The 13,297-nt window shown below is 68.8% G+C and carries 17 protein-coding genes and 1 tRNA gene; 12 read left to right on the top strand and 6 right to left on the bottom strand.

What is annotated here, in order from left to right; genetic code table 11:
• Positions 1–30 precede the first annotated feature (30 nt).
• Positions 31–1,377: a nicotinate phosphoribosyltransferase gene (locus ACFT4A_RS31250; RefSeq protein WP_382836660.1), complete on the bottom strand. Its 1,347-nt coding sequence runs from the start codon at positions 1,375–1,377 to the stop codon at positions 31–33.
• A gap of 104 nt (positions 1,378–1,481) precedes the next feature.
• Between ACFT4A_RS31250 and clpS the strand changes: the two genes are divergently transcribed.
• From clpS to ACFT4A_RS31285, 7 genes are all read left to right on the top strand, one after another.
• Positions 1,482–1,790 carry an ATP-dependent Clp protease adapter ClpS gene (gene clpS / locus ACFT4A_RS31255; RefSeq protein ID WP_184593217.1) on the top strand — a complete coding sequence of 103 codons (309 nt, stop codon included), beginning with the start codon at positions 1,482–1,484 and terminating at the stop codon, positions 1,788–1,790.
• Positions 1,791–1,822: 32 nt separating this feature from the next.
• A complete protein-coding gene (locus tag ACFT4A_RS31260) occupies positions 1,823–2,431 on the top strand; it encodes a DUF2017 domain-containing protein (protein WP_382836663.1) in 609 nt (202 codons plus the stop codon).
• A gap of 387 nt (positions 2,432–2,818) precedes the next feature.
• Entirely contained in the window at positions 2,819–4,243 is a 1,425-nt protein-coding gene (locus ACFT4A_RS31265) for an amino acid permease (protein ID WP_189723942.1), read from the top strand.
• Between the two features lie 149 nt (positions 4,244–4,392).
• Positions 4,393–4,815, top strand: a complete 423-nt coding sequence (locus tag ACFT4A_RS31270; RefSeq protein ID WP_382836666.1) for a Mov34/MPN/PAD-1 family protein — start codon at positions 4,393–4,395, stop codon at positions 4,813–4,815.
• A 121-nt stretch (positions 4,816–4,936) separates the two neighbouring features.
• Entirely contained in the window at positions 4,937–5,032 is a 96-nt protein-coding gene (locus ACFT4A_RS31275; RefSeq protein ID WP_311125941.1) for a putative leader peptide, read from the top strand.
• Positions 5,033–5,147: 115 nt separating this feature from the next.
• Positions 5,148–5,426 (top strand): MoaD/ThiS family protein, encoded by a 279-nt coding sequence (locus tag ACFT4A_RS31280; protein ID WP_184593209.1) that lies wholly within the window; start codon positions 5,148–5,150, stop codon positions 5,424–5,426.
• 6 nt (positions 5,427–5,432) lie between these two features.
• Entirely contained in the window at positions 5,433–6,383 is a 951-nt protein-coding gene (locus ACFT4A_RS31285; protein ID WP_382836669.1) for a PLP-dependent cysteine synthase family protein, read from the top strand.
• A gap of 60 nt (positions 6,384–6,443) precedes the next feature.
• Here the strand turns inward: ACFT4A_RS31285 and ACFT4A_RS31290 are convergent, their stop codons facing one another.
• Positions 6,444–6,887, bottom strand: coding sequence for a type II toxin-antitoxin system PemK/MazF family toxin (locus tag ACFT4A_RS31290; RefSeq protein ID WP_382836672.1), 444 nt, complete (start codon positions 6,885–6,887; stop codon positions 6,444–6,446).
• Between the two features lie 214 nt (positions 6,888–7,101).
• Here ACFT4A_RS31290 and ACFT4A_RS31295 point away from each other — a divergent pair, with 214 nt between their 5' ends.
• Complete coding sequence (locus tag ACFT4A_RS31295) at positions 7,102–7,854, top strand: MBL fold metallo-hydrolase (protein WP_382836675.1); 753 nt, start codon at positions 7,102–7,104, stop codon at positions 7,852–7,854.
• Between the two features lie 77 nt (positions 7,855–7,931).
• Here ACFT4A_RS31295 and ACFT4A_RS31300 read toward each other — a convergent pair whose 3' ends face one another.
• Positions 7,932–9,194: a PTS transporter subunit EIIC gene (locus ACFT4A_RS31300; RefSeq protein WP_382836678.1), complete on the bottom strand. Its 1,263-nt coding sequence runs from the start codon at positions 9,192–9,194 to the stop codon at positions 7,932–7,934.
• A gap of 220 nt (positions 9,195–9,414) precedes the next feature.
• On the opposite strand from ACFT4A_RS31300, the gene ACFT4A_RS31305 reads away from it, so the two are divergent.
• The 4 genes from ACFT4A_RS31305 (at position 9,415) to rdgB (ending at position 11,712) form a co-directional block, all read left to right on the top strand.
• Positions 9,415–9,648, top strand: a complete 234-nt coding sequence (locus tag ACFT4A_RS31305) for a glucose PTS transporter subunit EIIB (RefSeq protein ID WP_382836681.1) — start codon at positions 9,415–9,417, stop codon at positions 9,646–9,648.
• A 93-nt stretch (positions 9,649–9,741) separates the two neighbouring features.
• On the top strand, positions 9,742–10,479 hold the full coding sequence (gene rph, locus ACFT4A_RS31310; RefSeq protein WP_020272543.1) for a ribonuclease PH: 738 nt from the start codon (positions 9,742–9,744) through the stop codon (positions 10,477–10,479).
• Positions 10,480–10,622: 143 nt separating this feature from the next.
• A complete protein-coding gene (locus ACFT4A_RS31315) occupies positions 10,623–11,021 on the top strand; it encodes a hypothetical protein (RefSeq protein ID WP_184593195.1) in 399 nt (132 codons plus the stop codon).
• An 88-nt stretch (positions 11,022–11,109) separates the two neighbouring features.
• On the top strand, positions 11,110–11,712 hold the full coding sequence (gene rdgB / locus ACFT4A_RS31320) for an RdgB/HAM1 family non-canonical purine NTP pyrophosphatase (RefSeq protein ID WP_382836684.1): 603 nt from the start codon (positions 11,110–11,112) through the stop codon (positions 11,710–11,712).
• Between the two features lie 48 nt (positions 11,713–11,760).
• Here the strand turns inward: rdgB and ACFT4A_RS31325 are convergent.
• From ACFT4A_RS31325 to ACFT4A_RS31335, 3 genes are all read right to left on the bottom strand, one after another.
• Positions 11,761–11,843, bottom strand: a tRNA-Leu gene (locus ACFT4A_RS31325).
• Positions 11,844–11,857: 14 nt separating this feature from the next.
• The gene (locus ACFT4A_RS31330; protein WP_382836687.1) at positions 11,858–12,523 is read right to left on the bottom strand and encodes an HNH endonuclease; all 666 of its coding nucleotides are present in this window, start codon (positions 12,521–12,523) and stop codon (positions 11,858–11,860) included.
• Entirely contained in the window at positions 12,520–13,182 is a 663-nt protein-coding gene (locus ACFT4A_RS31335; protein WP_382836690.1) for an HNH endonuclease signature motif containing protein, read from the bottom strand. Before ACFT4A_RS31335 ends, ACFT4A_RS31330 begins: the two co-directional genes overlap by 4 nt.
• Positions 13,183–13,297: the final 115 nt, after the last annotated feature.

Consider the following 13,297-nt stretch of genomic DNA (forward strand, 5'->3'; position numbering starts at 1 on the left):
TACGGGTCGGCGCACTGCGGCACACCGCAATTAGCTACCCGAGGCCCCGTGCGCGTACTCCGTCGGAAGGACAGGCTCCCCGCGCGAGAGCTGCGTCGCCGACATCGGAAGCCCCGCGCGTGCGGCCGCGTGCCGGTCGCGGACCGCGTCCAACGGCTCGCGGGCCACGACCTCACCACCCTTGACCAGCTCCACCAGCAGCTGCCGGTCCGCGAGAGAGGCCGGCACCGGCCCCGTGCCGATCACCTCGGCCTCGGCGACCCCGTACGCGTCCAGCCGCCGCGCGGCCCACTTGCGCCCGCCCACCGACGTCTTCCCCCCGGTCGACCTCTTCGCCACCGGCACCAGCGGCGCCTTCGGATCGGTGGACTCGGCCCGCGCGACCAGCTTGTAGACCATCGAGGACGTCGGATGCCCGGAGCCGGTCACCAGCTGCGTACCGACGCCGTACGCGTCCACCGGCGCCGCCGCCAGCGAGGCGATCGCGTACTCGTCCAGGTCCGAGGTCACCACGATCTTCGTGCCGGTCGCCCCCAGCTCGTCCAGCTGCTGCCGCACCCGGTGCGCCACCAGCAGCAGATCGCCGGAGTCGATCCGCACGGCCCCCAGGTCGGTGCCGGCGACCTCCACGGCCGTACGCACGGCCTCGGCGACGTCGTACGTGTCGACGAGCAGGGTCGTGCCCCGCCCCAGCGTGTTCACCTGGGCCTGGAAGGCGTCCCGCTCGCTGTCGTGCAGCAGGGTGAAGGCGTGCGCGGAGGTGCCGACGGTCGGGATGCCGTAGCGGAAACCGGCGGCGAGGTCCGAGGTGGTCGCGAAGCCGCCGACGTACGCGGCCCGGGAGGCCGCCACCGCCGCCAGCTCGTGCGTGCGCCGGGCGCCCATCTCGATCAGCGGCCGGCCACCGGCGGCCGACGACATCCGCGAGGCCGCCGCGGCGATCGCCGAGTCGTGGTTGAGGATCGACAGGATCACGGTCTCCAGCAGCACGCACTCGGCGAAGGTGCCCTCGACCCGCATGATCGGCGAGCCCGGGAAGTACACCTCGCCCTCGGGGTAGCCCCAGATGTCCCCGCTGAAGCGGTAGCCGGCGAGCCAAGCGAGGGTCTGCTCGTCCACGATCTCCCGCTCGCGCAGGAAGCCGAGGACGGCCGGGTCGAAGCGGAAGTTCTCCACCGCGTCCAGCACCCGCCCGGTGCCCGCCACGACGCCGTAGCGGCGCCCGTTCGGCAGCCTGCGGGTGAAGACCTCGAACACGCTCCGCCGCTCGGCCGTGCCCGCCGCCAGCGCGGCCCGCAGCATCGTCAGCTCGTACTGGTCCGTGAAGAGCGCCGTCGAGGGAACGTCCACCGGCAGCCCAAGGTCCGCTGTGTTCATGGCAGGATCGTACCCCCATTTCGTCAGTCTGACGATTTGCATCAAGACTCCGTGCCCGCAAGCCGGTTTGTGCGACTACCCCCCTCGGGTGGCAGCATGGGCATGTGACGTCACCCGCACCCCTGGAGATCGAACGCACCGAGTCGGCGGAGGAGGTCTTCGCCGTCCCCGAGCCGGACCTCCCCTGGGTCACCATCGTCCACAACGACCCGGTCAACCTCATGAGCTATGTGACGTACGTCTTCCAGACGTATTTCGGCTACTCCAAGGACAAGGCCACCAAGCTCATGATGGACGTCCACCACAAGGGCCGGGCGGTCGTCTCCAGCGGCAGCCGCGAGGAGATGGAGCGCGACGTGCAGGCCATGCACGGCTACGGCCTGTGGGCCACTCTCCAGCAGGACCGCAAGTAGCCAGCAGCCCGCCCAGCAGCGAAAAGGCGTTCATGCCCGGAACCTTCGAACCGCTTCCCGGCGGCGGCGCGGCCGTCGCCCTCGACGACGTCGAGATCTCCATCATCCGGTCGCTGGCCGTCCAGCTCCTGGAGCTCATCGGCCCCGGCCCCGCCGAGGATGCCCCCGACGACCCGCTCGCCGAGCTGTTCGCGGACGGCCCGAGCGAGCCGCCGAGCGACCCGGTGCTCAAGCGGCTCTTCCCGGACGCCTACAGCGACCCCGAGCAGCCCGCCTCGCCCCGGGACGCCGAGGAGCAGCGGGCCTACTCCTCCGAGTTCCGCCGGTACACCGAGAACGACCTGCGGGCCGGCAAGCGGGACAGCGCCCTCGCGGTGATCCGCTCCCTGGACGCGCTCTCCTCCGCCTCGGCCGGTGAGGGCGGGGCCGTGCTGAAGCTGTCGCCGGAGGAGTCGCAGCAGTGGCTGGGCGCCCTGAACGATCTGCGGCTCGCGATCGGCTCGCGGCTGGAAATCACCGATGAGGAGGACAGCGACCTCCTCTATCGCCTCCCGGACGAGGACCCGCGCAAGCCGATGGTGATGGCCTATCTCTGGCTGGGCGGTCTCCAGGAGACGCTGGTCGGAACGCTGATGCCTTGATCATTTGACGCTGATGCCCTGATCAGTGCAGGTCTTGTGACCGGCGGGTGACCGATCGGTGTTCGCTCAGAGGACACTCAAATCCGGATAACGATCGCGTCACCGCGCCCGCCTTCTATGCCGTCTTCGGCTGCGCTTTGTCCGGTTCTCCCTGTGTGGTGCGTCACAAATCAGCCATGTGATCAATGTTGCGGCCGTGATAAATCTTCACGACCGCCCGGCCGACACCACCCGAATGTCCGGCCGGGTGCGCCACCGAGCCGACAACCGTCGGCCAGGCACGAGCGGCCCTCCGGGGCCCGCTCAGCTCCATCATTCCGGGGGGATCGAGACCCGATCCGAGGCCGAGGAGAGGCCAGGATCGGCATGGAGAAAGGCGCACCACACATGACCTCTGCGCAGGTCGACACGGAAAACGTCCCCGAAGAGGGGTACGAGCGCGGACTCGGCAGCCGTCAGGTCCAGATGATCGCCATCGGCGGCGCCATCGGCGTCGGCCTGTTCATGGGCGCCGGGGCGAACATCGCCAAGGCCGGCCCCAGCATCATCCTCATGTACGCCCTCGCGGGCGTCGTCATCTTCTTCATCATGCGGGCGCTGGGCGAACTGCTCCTCTACCGGCCCGTCTCCGGCTCCTTCGCCGAGTACGCCCGTGAGTTCCTCGGCCCGTTCTTCGGGTTCGTCACGGGCTGGACGTACTGGCTCATGTGGGTGGTCACCGGCATGGCCGAACTCACGGCCGCCGCGATCTACATCCACTTCTGGTTCCCGGAGATCCCGCAGTGGGTCAGCGCCCTGGTCTTCCTGGTGGTGCTCTTCGGCGTCAACCTGATCTCCGTCAAGATCTTCGGCGAGGTCGAGTTCTGGTTCTCGATGATCAAGGTCACGGCCATCATCGGCATGATCGTCATCGGCCTCGGCGTGCTCACCCTCGGCTTCTCCGACGCCGGTGACACCGCCACCGTCTCCAACCTCTGGGCACACGACGGCTTCTTCCCGAACGGCATCGGCTCCAGCCTGATGACGCTCCAGGGCGTCATGTTCGCCTACCTCGCCGTCGAGCTCGTCGGCGTCACCGCGGGTGAGTCCGAGAACCCCGAGAAGACCCTGCCCAAGGCCATCAACACCCTGCCCTGGCGCATCATCGTCTTCTACGTCGGCGCGCTGCTGGTGATCCTCTCCGTCGTCAAGTGGACCGAGTTCTCCGCGGGCGAGAGCCCCTTCGTCCACGCCTTCGGCAAGATCGGCATCCCGCTCGCCGCGGGCATCGTCAACTTCGTGGTGCTCACCGCGGCCCTGTCGTCCTGCAACTCCGGCATGTACTCGACCGGCCGCATGCTGCGCGACCTGGCGGCCAACAGCGAGGCCCCGCAGGCGTTCGGCAAGCTCAACGCCCGCAAGACGCCCGCCGTCGGCATCACGGTCTCCGTGGCGCTCATGGGCATCGGCGTCGTCCTGAACTACGTCGTCCCGGAGAAGGCGTTCCTCTACGTCACCTCCGTCGCCACCGCGGCAGGCATCTGGACCTGGATGATGATCCTCGTCAGCCACATCCGCTACCGCGCCGCGGTCGACGCGGGCCGGCTGCGCGCCTCGTCCTTCCCCGCCCCCGGCGGAGCGCTCTTCAGCTGGGTCGCGCTCGTCTTCCTCATCGGCGTGACCTGCATGATCGCGTACGACAAGGACGCGCGGGTCTGCCTGTACGTCGCCGCCGGCTGGGCCGTCGCCCTCGGTATCGGCTGGGCGGTCCTCAAGAGCCGCAACCCGCAGATCGCCGAGCGCCGCGACCCGGACTTCGAGAAGGTCGGCTGACCAAGCCGCCGTAACCGAACCAGCCAGGACGCCCAGCGGCAGGGAGTACTCGTGGCACTCCCTGCCGCTGCCGCTCAGGGCGTCCGGCATATGGGCCGTTCCGTACCAACCCTCGGTACGGAACGGCCCTTCTGCTTATCCTGACCAGCATGCTGACCATCACCCAGGCCCTCGTCGACCAGATCGTCGCCCACGCGCGCAAGGACCACCCCGACGAGGCGTGCGGCGTGATCGCGGGCCCCGAGGGCTCGGACCGCCCCGAGCGCTTCATCCCGATGCTGAACGCGGCCATGTCGCCCACGTTCTACGAGTTCGACTCCGGCGACCTGCTCAAGCTCTACCGCGAGCTGGACGACCGCGACGAGGAGCCGGTGGTCATCTACCACTCCCACACGGCGACCGAGGCCTACCCCTCCCGCACCGACATCTCCTACGCGAACGAGCCGGGCGCCCACTACGTCCTCGTCTCCACCGCCGACACCGACGGGGCCGGCGAGTTCCAGTTCCGCTCGTTCCGTATCGTCGAGGGCGAGGTCACGGAGGAAGAGGTCCAGGTCGTCGAGGCCTACTGACCAGGCCCGAAGCAACCTCTGCGCAAGCCCTGAGCAGCACGGTCTCACTCCCCGGCCCGCAACCGTCCGCGATGTGGGATCACATTCCAGTACCCGGACCGGGAATCGATACGATGACCCCATGGTTTTCCACGACGTGAGCGACAAGACGCCGGGCGAGCTGCTCGTGGCGCGGCTGCACGTCGACCTGTGCAGGCTCGCCAGCGCCATCTGTTGACGCAGGTCCCTGCCGCCGTACGGCCGTGAGCCGCGGCGCTGCACACACGCACAACCAGCCGTTCCTGCGCTGCCGCGCGCCCCGACTGACTACTCCCGACAGGAGCCCTGAAGCCATGGCCATCGAGGTCCGCATCCCGACCATCCTCCGCACGTACACCGACGGTCAGAAGGCGGTGGAGGCCAGCGGTGACACCCTCGCCGAGCTGTTCACCGACCTCGAGACCCGGCACGCGGGCATCCAGGCCCGCATCGTCGACGGCGACCAGCTGCGCCGCTTCGTCAACGTGTACCTGAACGACGAGGACGTGCGCTTCCTCGACGGCATCAACACCAAGCTGTCGGACGGCGACAACGTCACGATCCTGCCGGCCGTGGCCGGCGGCATGGTCTGATCAACCATGCGCTACGACTCACCCCTGGCCGCGGTAGGCAACACCCCCCTGGTGCGCCTGCCGCGGCTGTCGCCGTCCCCCGACGTCCGCATCTGGGCGAAGCTGGAGGACCGCAACCCGACCGGCTCGGTCAAGGACCGTCCGGCCCTGCACATGATCGAACAGGCGGAGAAGGACGGCCGCCTGACCCCGGGCTGCACCATCCTGGAGCCCACGTCGGGCAACACCGGCATCTCGCTCGCCATGGCGGCCAAGCTCAAGGGCTACCGCATCGTCTGCGTGATGCCGGAGAACACCTCCCAGGAGCGCCGGGACCTGCTGGCCATGTGGGGCGCCGAGATCGTCTCCTCCCCGGCCGCGGGCGGCTCCAACACCGCCGTACGCGTCGCCAAGGAGCTCTCCGCCGAGCACCCGGACTGGGTGATGCTGTACCAGTACGGCAACCCGGACAACGCCGGCGCCCACTACGCGACGACCGGCCCGGAGATCCTCGCCGACCTGCCCTCCGTCACCCACTTCGTGGCGGGCCTCGGCACCACGGGCACGCTCATGGGCGTGGGCCGCTTCCTGCGCGAGCACAAGCCGGACGTCCAGATCGTCGCCGCCGAACCGCGCTACGACGACCTCGTCTACGGCCTGCGCAACCTCGACGAGGGCTTCGTCCCCGAGCTGTACGACGCGTCCGTCCTCACCAGCCGCTTCTCGGTCGGCTCGGCCGACGCGGTCACCCGTACCCGGGAGTTGCTCCAGCAGGAGGGCATCTTCGCCGGCGTCTCGACGGGCGCCGCGCTGCACGCCGCGATCGGCGTGGGCCGCAAGGCCGTGAAGGCCGGTGAGCAGGCCGACATCGTCTTCGTCGTCGCGGACGGCGGCTGGAAGTACCTGTCGACGGGCGTCTACACGGCGGCCACGACGGAAGCGGCCATCGAGACGCTCCAGGGACAGCTCTGGGCGTAGCGCACACCGTGCCGACAGACAGGAAGGGCTGGAGCCATCGCGCTCCAGCCCTCTTGCGTTTCACCCCGCCAGGTACCGCACCCGGTCCCACAGCGCCGGGTCCACGACCCCGACCCGTCGCCGGAAGCCCCACACCGGGACCTCCCGCAGCTCGTCCGTCTCCAGGAAACTCGCCCGGCCCCTGGCATCGCCGACCGAGCCCGGCGGCAGCGGGATGACCCCGCCCCGCTCGTCCCGGAACCGTGTGGTGATCTTCGCGACGGTCGCCCGCTCCCCGCGCACCGCCAGCACCAGACACGGCCGGTCTTTCGTCCGCGCCGCGTCCTCGTAGGGCACGTCGGCCCACCAGATCTCCGCCGGCTGCGGCAGGCCCGCCACCGCGGTGGCCGGTGCCGCCGGCCGGCCCCGCCGCGCCGACGACCGGCGTCCCCAGCCGTCGACGAGCGTGGCAACGAGCGCGAGCAGTACCACCGCGGCGAGCGCCAGCCACCAGGACGTGTCCATACTGAGACGTTACCGGCGCCATCCCTCCCATGCGCCCTTCCTCACAAGGATCACGCCCGGACCTGCCGCCCGAACCGGTGACACCACAGGTGAGTTCGCCCACAACAGCCCTTGGCGGAGGAGCTACCGGAGGTTTTGCGCCTTACGCTCGACAAACCGCACGACCCCCGACGCCCCTACACAGACTTTCCCCGCCAGCGGAGGTTTCTGCTTCATGAAGCTCACCGTCGTCGGCTGCTCGGGGTCGTTCCCGTCCGCGGAATCGGCCTGCTCGAGCTACCTCGTCGAGGCCGACGGCTTCCGGCTGCTTCTCGACATGGGCAACGGTGCCCTGGGCGAGCTGCAGCGCCACTGCGGTCTCTACGACCTCGACGCGATCTTCCTCAGCCATCTGCACGCCGACCACTGCATCGACATGTGCGCGTACTTCGTCGCGCGCTACTACCGCCACGACGGCGGCCGCTGCGACCCGCTCCCGGTCTACGGACCCGAGGGCACCGAACACCGGCTGACCACCGCCTACGCGGACACCCCCTCCGCCTCCTCCATGAGCGAGGTCTTCGACTTCCACACGGTCAAGCCGTCCACGTTCGAGATCGGCCCGTTCACGGTCCACACCGAGCGGGTGGCCCACCCCGTGGAGGCGTACGGCATCCGCATCGAACACGACGGCAAGGTGCTGACGTACTCCGGCGACACGGGCATCACCCCGGCCCTGGACGAACTCGCCCGGGACGCCGACCTGTTCCTGTGCGAGGCGGCGTTCACGCACGGCAAGGAGAACATCCCCGACCTGCACCTCAACGGCCGCGAAGCGGGCGAGACAGCCGCCCGGGCAGGCGCCCGGCACCTGGTCCTCACCCACATCCCGCCGTGGACGGACCCTCAGGTCAACGTCGACGACGCCCGCGCGGTGTACGACGGGCCGGTCGACCTCGCGGCACCGAGGCAGACGTACGAGGTCTGACGTACGCGATCTGAGGTCTATGCGCGCGAAGGCCCCGGAACCAACAGTCGGTTCCGGGGCCTTCGTCGTGCGGCGTGTTACTTCGCCTCCGCCTTCTGCAGCTCGGCGAGCTCCTCGTCGGACTCGCGGCCCGGCGTCGGCAGGTTGAACTTGGTGATCGCGAAGCGGAAGACCACGTAGTAGACCGCCGCGAAGCACAGACCCACCAGGGCCAGGCCCCACGGGTTGGTCGCGATGCCCAGGTTCAGACCGAAGTCGATCGCGCCGGCCGAGAACCCGAAGCCGTCCTTCATGCCGAGCGCCCAGGTCAGCGCCATCGAGACACCCGTGAGCACGGCGTGGATCGCGTACAGCACCGGGGCGATGAACATGAACGTGAACTCGATCGGCTCGGTGACACCGGTGACGAAGGAGGTCAGCGCGAGCGAGAACATCATGCCGCCGACTACCTTGCGGCGCTCCGGCCGGGCGCAGTGCACGATCGCCAGGCAGGCGGCGGGCAGGGCGAACATCATGATCGGGAAGAAGCCGGTCATAAACTGCCCGGCGGTCGGGTCACCGGCCAGGAAGCGCGCGATGTCGCCGCTCTTGCCCTCGTACGTGCCGGCCTGGAACCAGGGGAAGGAGTTCAGCAGGTGGTGCATGCCGATCGGGATCAGCGCGCGGTTGGCGACACCGAAGATGCCCGCGCCCACGGCTCCCGAGCCGACCAGCCACTCGCCGAAGTTGTGCAGCGCCGTGCCGAGGACCGGCCAGATGTAACCGAAGACGATGCCGATGATCAGGCCCGCGAAGGCGGACAGGATCGGAACCATGCGGCGACCGCCGAAGAAGCCCGCCCAGTCAGGCAGCTTGGTGCGGTAGAAGCGCTGGTAGAGCAGGGCGACCACGAGGCCCATCACCACACCGCCGAGCACCTTGGCGTCCACCGGCGCGTCCACCATGACGACCTTGCCGTCGACGGCCGTCGCCACCTGCGGCAGGTTCGGGTCGGTGAAGGTGGCGAGCACGTTCTTGAAGACGAGGTAGCCGACCACGGCCGCCAGGGCGGTGGAGCCGTCCGACTTCTTGGCGAAGCCGATCGCGATGCCCACGGCGAACAGCAGCGCCATGTTGTCGAGGATCGCGTTGCCGCCGGCGGCCATGAAGCCGGCGATCTTGGTGATGAAGGCGGGGAACGACTCCCGCCCCAGCATGTCGGTGTTGCCGAGGCGGACCAGGAGGGCGGCGGCCGGCAGCACGGCGACGGGCAGCATGAGGCTGCGGCCGATACGCTGCAGGACCGCCATCACGGCAGTCCCCTTCTTCGGGCTCGCGGGCGCGGCAGTGTCTGTGGACATGAACTTCCTCCATGGGGCACGGTGCCGCGCAGTGAGTGGTGTAGACCAGTTGTAGCACGGTAGGCCGAACGAGTGGAACCCGCGAATTCCACCCCCTTTGTCGAGAGGTGGAATTGTGGTGTAGACCAGTCGTCGGCACGGTCGCGCGCCATAGCCGCTCGCGAAGATGGGCCAACTGTGGGTTACTGCGACAAAGCGGTTCGGATCAGGGAGAACAGAGATGGCCAGCAAGGCTGAGAAGATCGTTGCCGGGCTCGGCGGCATCGACAACATCGAAGAGGTCGAGGGCTGCATCACCCGCCTGCGGACCGAGGTCGTGGACCCCGCCAAGGTCGACGAAGCCGCCCTGAAGGCCGCCGGAGCCCACGGCGTCGTCAAGATGGGCAGCGCCATCCAGGTCGTCATCGGCACCGACGCCGACCCCATCGCGGCGGAGATCGAAGACCTCATGTGAAGAGCCGGCGTCGTCCCCGGCTTCACACCCTGAAACGGGCCCCTCACCACCGCGGGAGGGGCCCCTTCCGCTCGTACGGCTAGGCTCAGCGGCATGTCTCGAATCGACGGCCGCACCCCCCAGCAGCTCCGCCCGATCACCATCGAACGTGGCTGGAGCAAGCACGCCGAAGGCTCCGTCCTCGTCTCCTTCGGCGACACCAAGGTCTTCTGCACCGCCTCCGTCACCGAAGGCGTCCCGCGCTGGCGCAAGGGCAGCGGCGAAGGCTGGGTCACCGCCGAATACTCCATGCTGCCCCGCTCCACCAACACCCGCGGCGACCGCGAGTCCGTCAAGGGCCGCATCGGCGGCCGCACCCACGAGATCTCCCGCCTCATCGGCCGCTCGCTGCGCGCCGTCATCGACTACAAGGCACTCGGCGAGAACACGATCGTCCTCGACTGCGACGTCCTCCAGGCCGACGGCGGCACGCGGACGGCGGCCATCACCGGCGCCTACGTGGCACTGGCCGACGCCGTCGCCTGGGCCCAGCGCAAGAAGCTCATCAAGGCCGGCCGCCAGCCCCTGACCGGCACGGTCTCCGCCGTCTCCGTCGGTATCGTCGGCGGCGTCCCGCTCCTCGACCTCTGCTACGAGGAGGACGTCAAGGCCGACACCGACATGAATGTCGTCTGCACCGGCGACGGCCGCTTCGTCGAGGTCCAGGGCACCGCCGAGGCCGAACCCTTCGCCCGCGACGAACTCAACGCCCTCCTCGACCTCGCCGTCGCCGGCTGCACGGAACTCGCGGCCCACCAGCGCACCGCGCTTGATACCGTCCTCGAAAAGTAAAGGGCGCACCAAGACAGATGCTCGGCGCGGGCAACCGCGCCGAGCATGCTCGCGTCTGAAGAGGTACGGGCGCACGGGCTCATCCCTGTGCGCTCGGCCAGCCGCACGGGCCGACCGGCCCGACCGACGAGAGGGACCGTTCCATGGCCGCGAGCCGCCGACGCCGCACCGCAGCCGTCGCCGCCACCCTGGCGGCCGTCGCGCTGACCGCCGGACTCACCACCGGCTGCGCCGCCGTCGACAAGGCGCTGGACTGCGTCCAGACCGCCGACGCCATCGCCGACAGCGTCACGGAACTCCAGCAGGCCGTGGACAACGCGGCCAACGACCCGACGCAGCTCGACAAGTCCCTCGACTCGATCGACAAGAACCTCGGCGAGATCGGCGACAAGACCGACAACACGGACGTCAACAAGGCCGTGGACGATCTGAACAAGGCCGTGGACAACGTCCGTACGTCGGTGAAGAACGGCGACGAGACGCCCGACATCAGCCCGGTCACGGACGCGGCGGGCGAACTGACGAAGGTCTGCACGCCGTAACACTGAGCCGGCTGGGCCGGGTGCGTGGGGGCTGATCGCGCAGTTCCCCGCGCCCCTGTCAGGTTGCTCTACGGCGATACTGGGGGCCATGACCCGCCTGATCCTCGCCACACGCAACGCCGGAAAGATCACCGAACTCCGGGCGATCCTGGCCGAAGCCGGACTGCCCCATGAGCTCGTCGGTGCCGACGCCTACCCGGACATCCCCGACGTCAAGGAAACGGGCGTCACCTTCGCGGAGAACGCACTGCTCAAGGCCCACGCCCTGGCGCAGGCGACGGGCCTCCCCGCGGTCGCCGACGACTCGGGCCTCTGCGTCGACGTCCTGAACGGCGCCCCCGGCATCTTCTCCGCCCGCTGGTCCGGCCGCCACGGCGACGACCAGGCCAACCTGGACCTGCTCCTCGCCCAACTCTCCGACATCGCCGACACCCACCGCGCCGCCCACTTCGCCTGCGCGGCGGCCCTGGCCCTCCCCGACGGCACGGAACGCGTCGTCGAGGGCCAACTCCCCGGCACCCTCCGCCACGCCCCGTCAGGCTCGGGCGGCTTCGGCTACGACCCGATCCTCCAGCCGAACGACGAATCCCGCACCTGCGCGGAACTGACTCCCCAGGAGAAGAACGCGATCAGCCATAGGGGGAAGGCGTTCCGGGGGTTGGTGCCGGTGGTGCGGGAGCTGCTCGGCTGAGGAACGCTGAGGGGACACCCACCCGCGTGGGTGTCCCCTCAGCGCATGTGCGGCCGGTGGGATTCGAACCCACACGGGCTTTCGCCCAAGGGCTCCTAAGGCCCTCGCGTATACCCTTTCGCCACGGCCGCGTGTGGCCGCCATGCTACCGGTCGATGGCCACTCGCCTACGTCGCCCTCCTCGGCACCAGGTGTCTGTGGACGCGTGGCAGTTGGGGCACAGCAACCGCAGGTTCTCCCGCCGGTCGTCGCTCCAGTCCCCATTGATGTGGTCGATCTCCAGCGTCATGGGTTTGCCGAGCCACTGAGGGCCGGTGCCACACCTTGCGCACCGCTCGGGCACGCCAATCTCCAGGAGTGCACGGCGTAGCAGGGTGGTTTTCGTCCGGCGCTTGCCGTCGTGCTGGACCAGGATTTCCTCAGGCCGCTTGGCCGGTGTCGGGCCAGCCTTCCCGCGCTGGTGTGCTTGTCCTAGGAAATGCGCGGTCGAAACGCCGTCCTCGGCGATCCATGCCCGCAGCTTGTCGCGTTCCCAGCCGTGGTTCGGGCGTCCCAGACGGCGGAGGACTTCCGCCAGGGAAAGCGAGTCGGCAACAGCCTCGCGCAGATCGTCCGGCGTGGGCCTGGCGGGTCTTCCGCAGGGGCGGAAGTGGGAGATGTCGATGCCGAAATGGGCGAAACGTTTGATGAGGTGCCCGCGGAGGTGGCTGTCCGGCCGGGTGCCGAGGAAGGCGATGACCTCGTCGATGTCCGAACACCGTGTGGCTGCTTCAGCGAGCCGATCGCGGTCGTACCGCAGGCCGCCGGTCATGAGGCACGACCCCTGCCCCGCCTTTTGCCCCTGCCTCGATAGCTGTCAGTCGTGGAGTGGCAGTTGGGGCAGAGCATGCGCAGGTTGTCGATGCGGTTGTTCCGCCAGTTCCCGTCGATATGGTCGATCTCGAGAGGGAGGGGCTCTCCGAGCCAAAGGGGCTCCATTCCGCAGAGCTCGCAACGCTCCTCCGCTCCCAGCTCGACCATCGCCCTCTTGAGCCGGGTGCCGGGGATGCGCCTGGCGTGTGGCGAAGTGTCCTCGACAAGGATTTCTCCAGCGGTTCGACGGCGCTGGTTGTGCCTCATATTCTCCGTGCGGACAACAGGTACGAAGTGCGATGTGTCGATGCCGAATGCCTTGATGCGTCGGCTGATGTGCGTGTGGTGTCCCCCGACCAGCTCGAGCCCGAGATGTCGCAGCACGTCGTGCACATTGGCCGAGGCCGCCACGGCTGCTTGCAGGAGCTCTCTTGTCCACTTGGATCCCTCCCGCTCGAAGTGCGAGGTGTCCACTCCCAGCCTTTTCATCCGCTGCCTGATGTAGTTCCGCGAAGAACTCCCCGGATCCACCCCCAACCTCCCCAACGCCTCCGACAGAGTCCGCGCCCCTCGAGCCGCCGCCTCCAGTCGCTCCCTGCTGTACACACTGGCCCCCACAGCACCCCTCCGCCCTCGACCACCCGTTCGTGATCTCGCACGGAGTAACGAAGCGCTTATCGGACAGTCACGCCCGGAATCGCGCCCGAAATGCGGAACGGCTCGTACCGGGCAA

This window comes from Streptomyces sp. NPDC057099, assembly GCF_042671245.1.
Taxonomy (GTDB): domain Bacteria; phylum Actinomycetota; class Actinomycetes; order Streptomycetales; family Streptomycetaceae; genus Streptomyces; species Streptomyces purpurascens.

What these genes read in the sequence shown, in the direction of transcription:
- ACFT4A_RS31250 (WP_382836660.1), bottom strand. Translation starts at nt 1,377, where the DNA reads ATGAACACAGCGGACCTTGGGCTGCCGGTGGACGTTCCCTCGACGGCG.
- ACFT4A_RS31260 (WP_382836663.1), top strand. Translation starts at nt 1,823, where the DNA reads ATGCCCGGAACCTTCGAACCGCTTCCCGGCGGCGGCGCGGCCGTCGCC.
- ACFT4A_RS31265 (WP_189723942.1), top strand. Translation starts at nt 2,819, where the DNA reads ATGACCTCTGCGCAGGTCGACACGGAAAACGTCCCCGAAGAGGGGTAC.
- ACFT4A_RS31270 (WP_382836666.1), top strand. Translation starts at nt 4,393, where the DNA reads ATGCTGACCATCACCCAGGCCCTCGTCGACCAGATCGTCGCCCACGCG.
- ACFT4A_RS31275 (WP_311125941.1), top strand. Translation starts at nt 4,937, where the DNA reads ATGGTTTTCCACGACGTGAGCGACAAGACGCCGGGCGAGCTGCTCGTG.
- ACFT4A_RS31280 (WP_184593209.1), top strand. Translation starts at nt 5,148, where the DNA reads ATGGCCATCGAGGTCCGCATCCCGACCATCCTCCGCACGTACACCGAC.
- ACFT4A_RS31285 (WP_382836669.1), top strand. Translation starts at nt 5,433, where the DNA reads ATGCGCTACGACTCACCCCTGGCCGCGGTAGGCAACACCCCCCTGGTG.
- ACFT4A_RS31290 (WP_382836672.1), bottom strand. Translation starts at nt 6,887, where the DNA reads ATGGACACGTCCTGGTGGCTGGCGCTCGCCGCGGTGGTACTGCTCGCG.
- ACFT4A_RS31295 (WP_382836675.1), top strand. Translation starts at nt 7,102, where the DNA reads ATGAAGCTCACCGTCGTCGGCTGCTCGGGGTCGTTCCCGTCCGCGGAA.
- ACFT4A_RS31300 (WP_382836678.1), bottom strand. Translation starts at nt 9,194, where the DNA reads ATGTCCACAGACACTGCCGCGCCCGCGAGCCCGAAGAAGGGGACTGCC.
- ACFT4A_RS31305 (WP_382836681.1), top strand. Translation starts at nt 9,415, where the DNA reads ATGGCCAGCAAGGCTGAGAAGATCGTTGCCGGGCTCGGCGGCATCGAC.
- rph (WP_020272543.1), top strand. Translation starts at nt 9,742, where the DNA reads ATGTCTCGAATCGACGGCCGCACCCCCCAGCAGCTCCGCCCGATCACC.
- ACFT4A_RS31315 (WP_184593195.1), top strand. Translation starts at nt 10,623, where the DNA reads ATGGCCGCGAGCCGCCGACGCCGCACCGCAGCCGTCGCCGCCACCCTG.
- rdgB (WP_382836684.1), top strand. Translation starts at nt 11,110, where the DNA reads ATGACCCGCCTGATCCTCGCCACACGCAACGCCGGAAAGATCACCGAA.
- ACFT4A_RS31330 (WP_382836687.1), bottom strand. Translation starts at nt 12,523, where the DNA reads ATGACCGGCGGCCTGCGGTACGACCGCGATCGGCTCGCTGAAGCAGCC.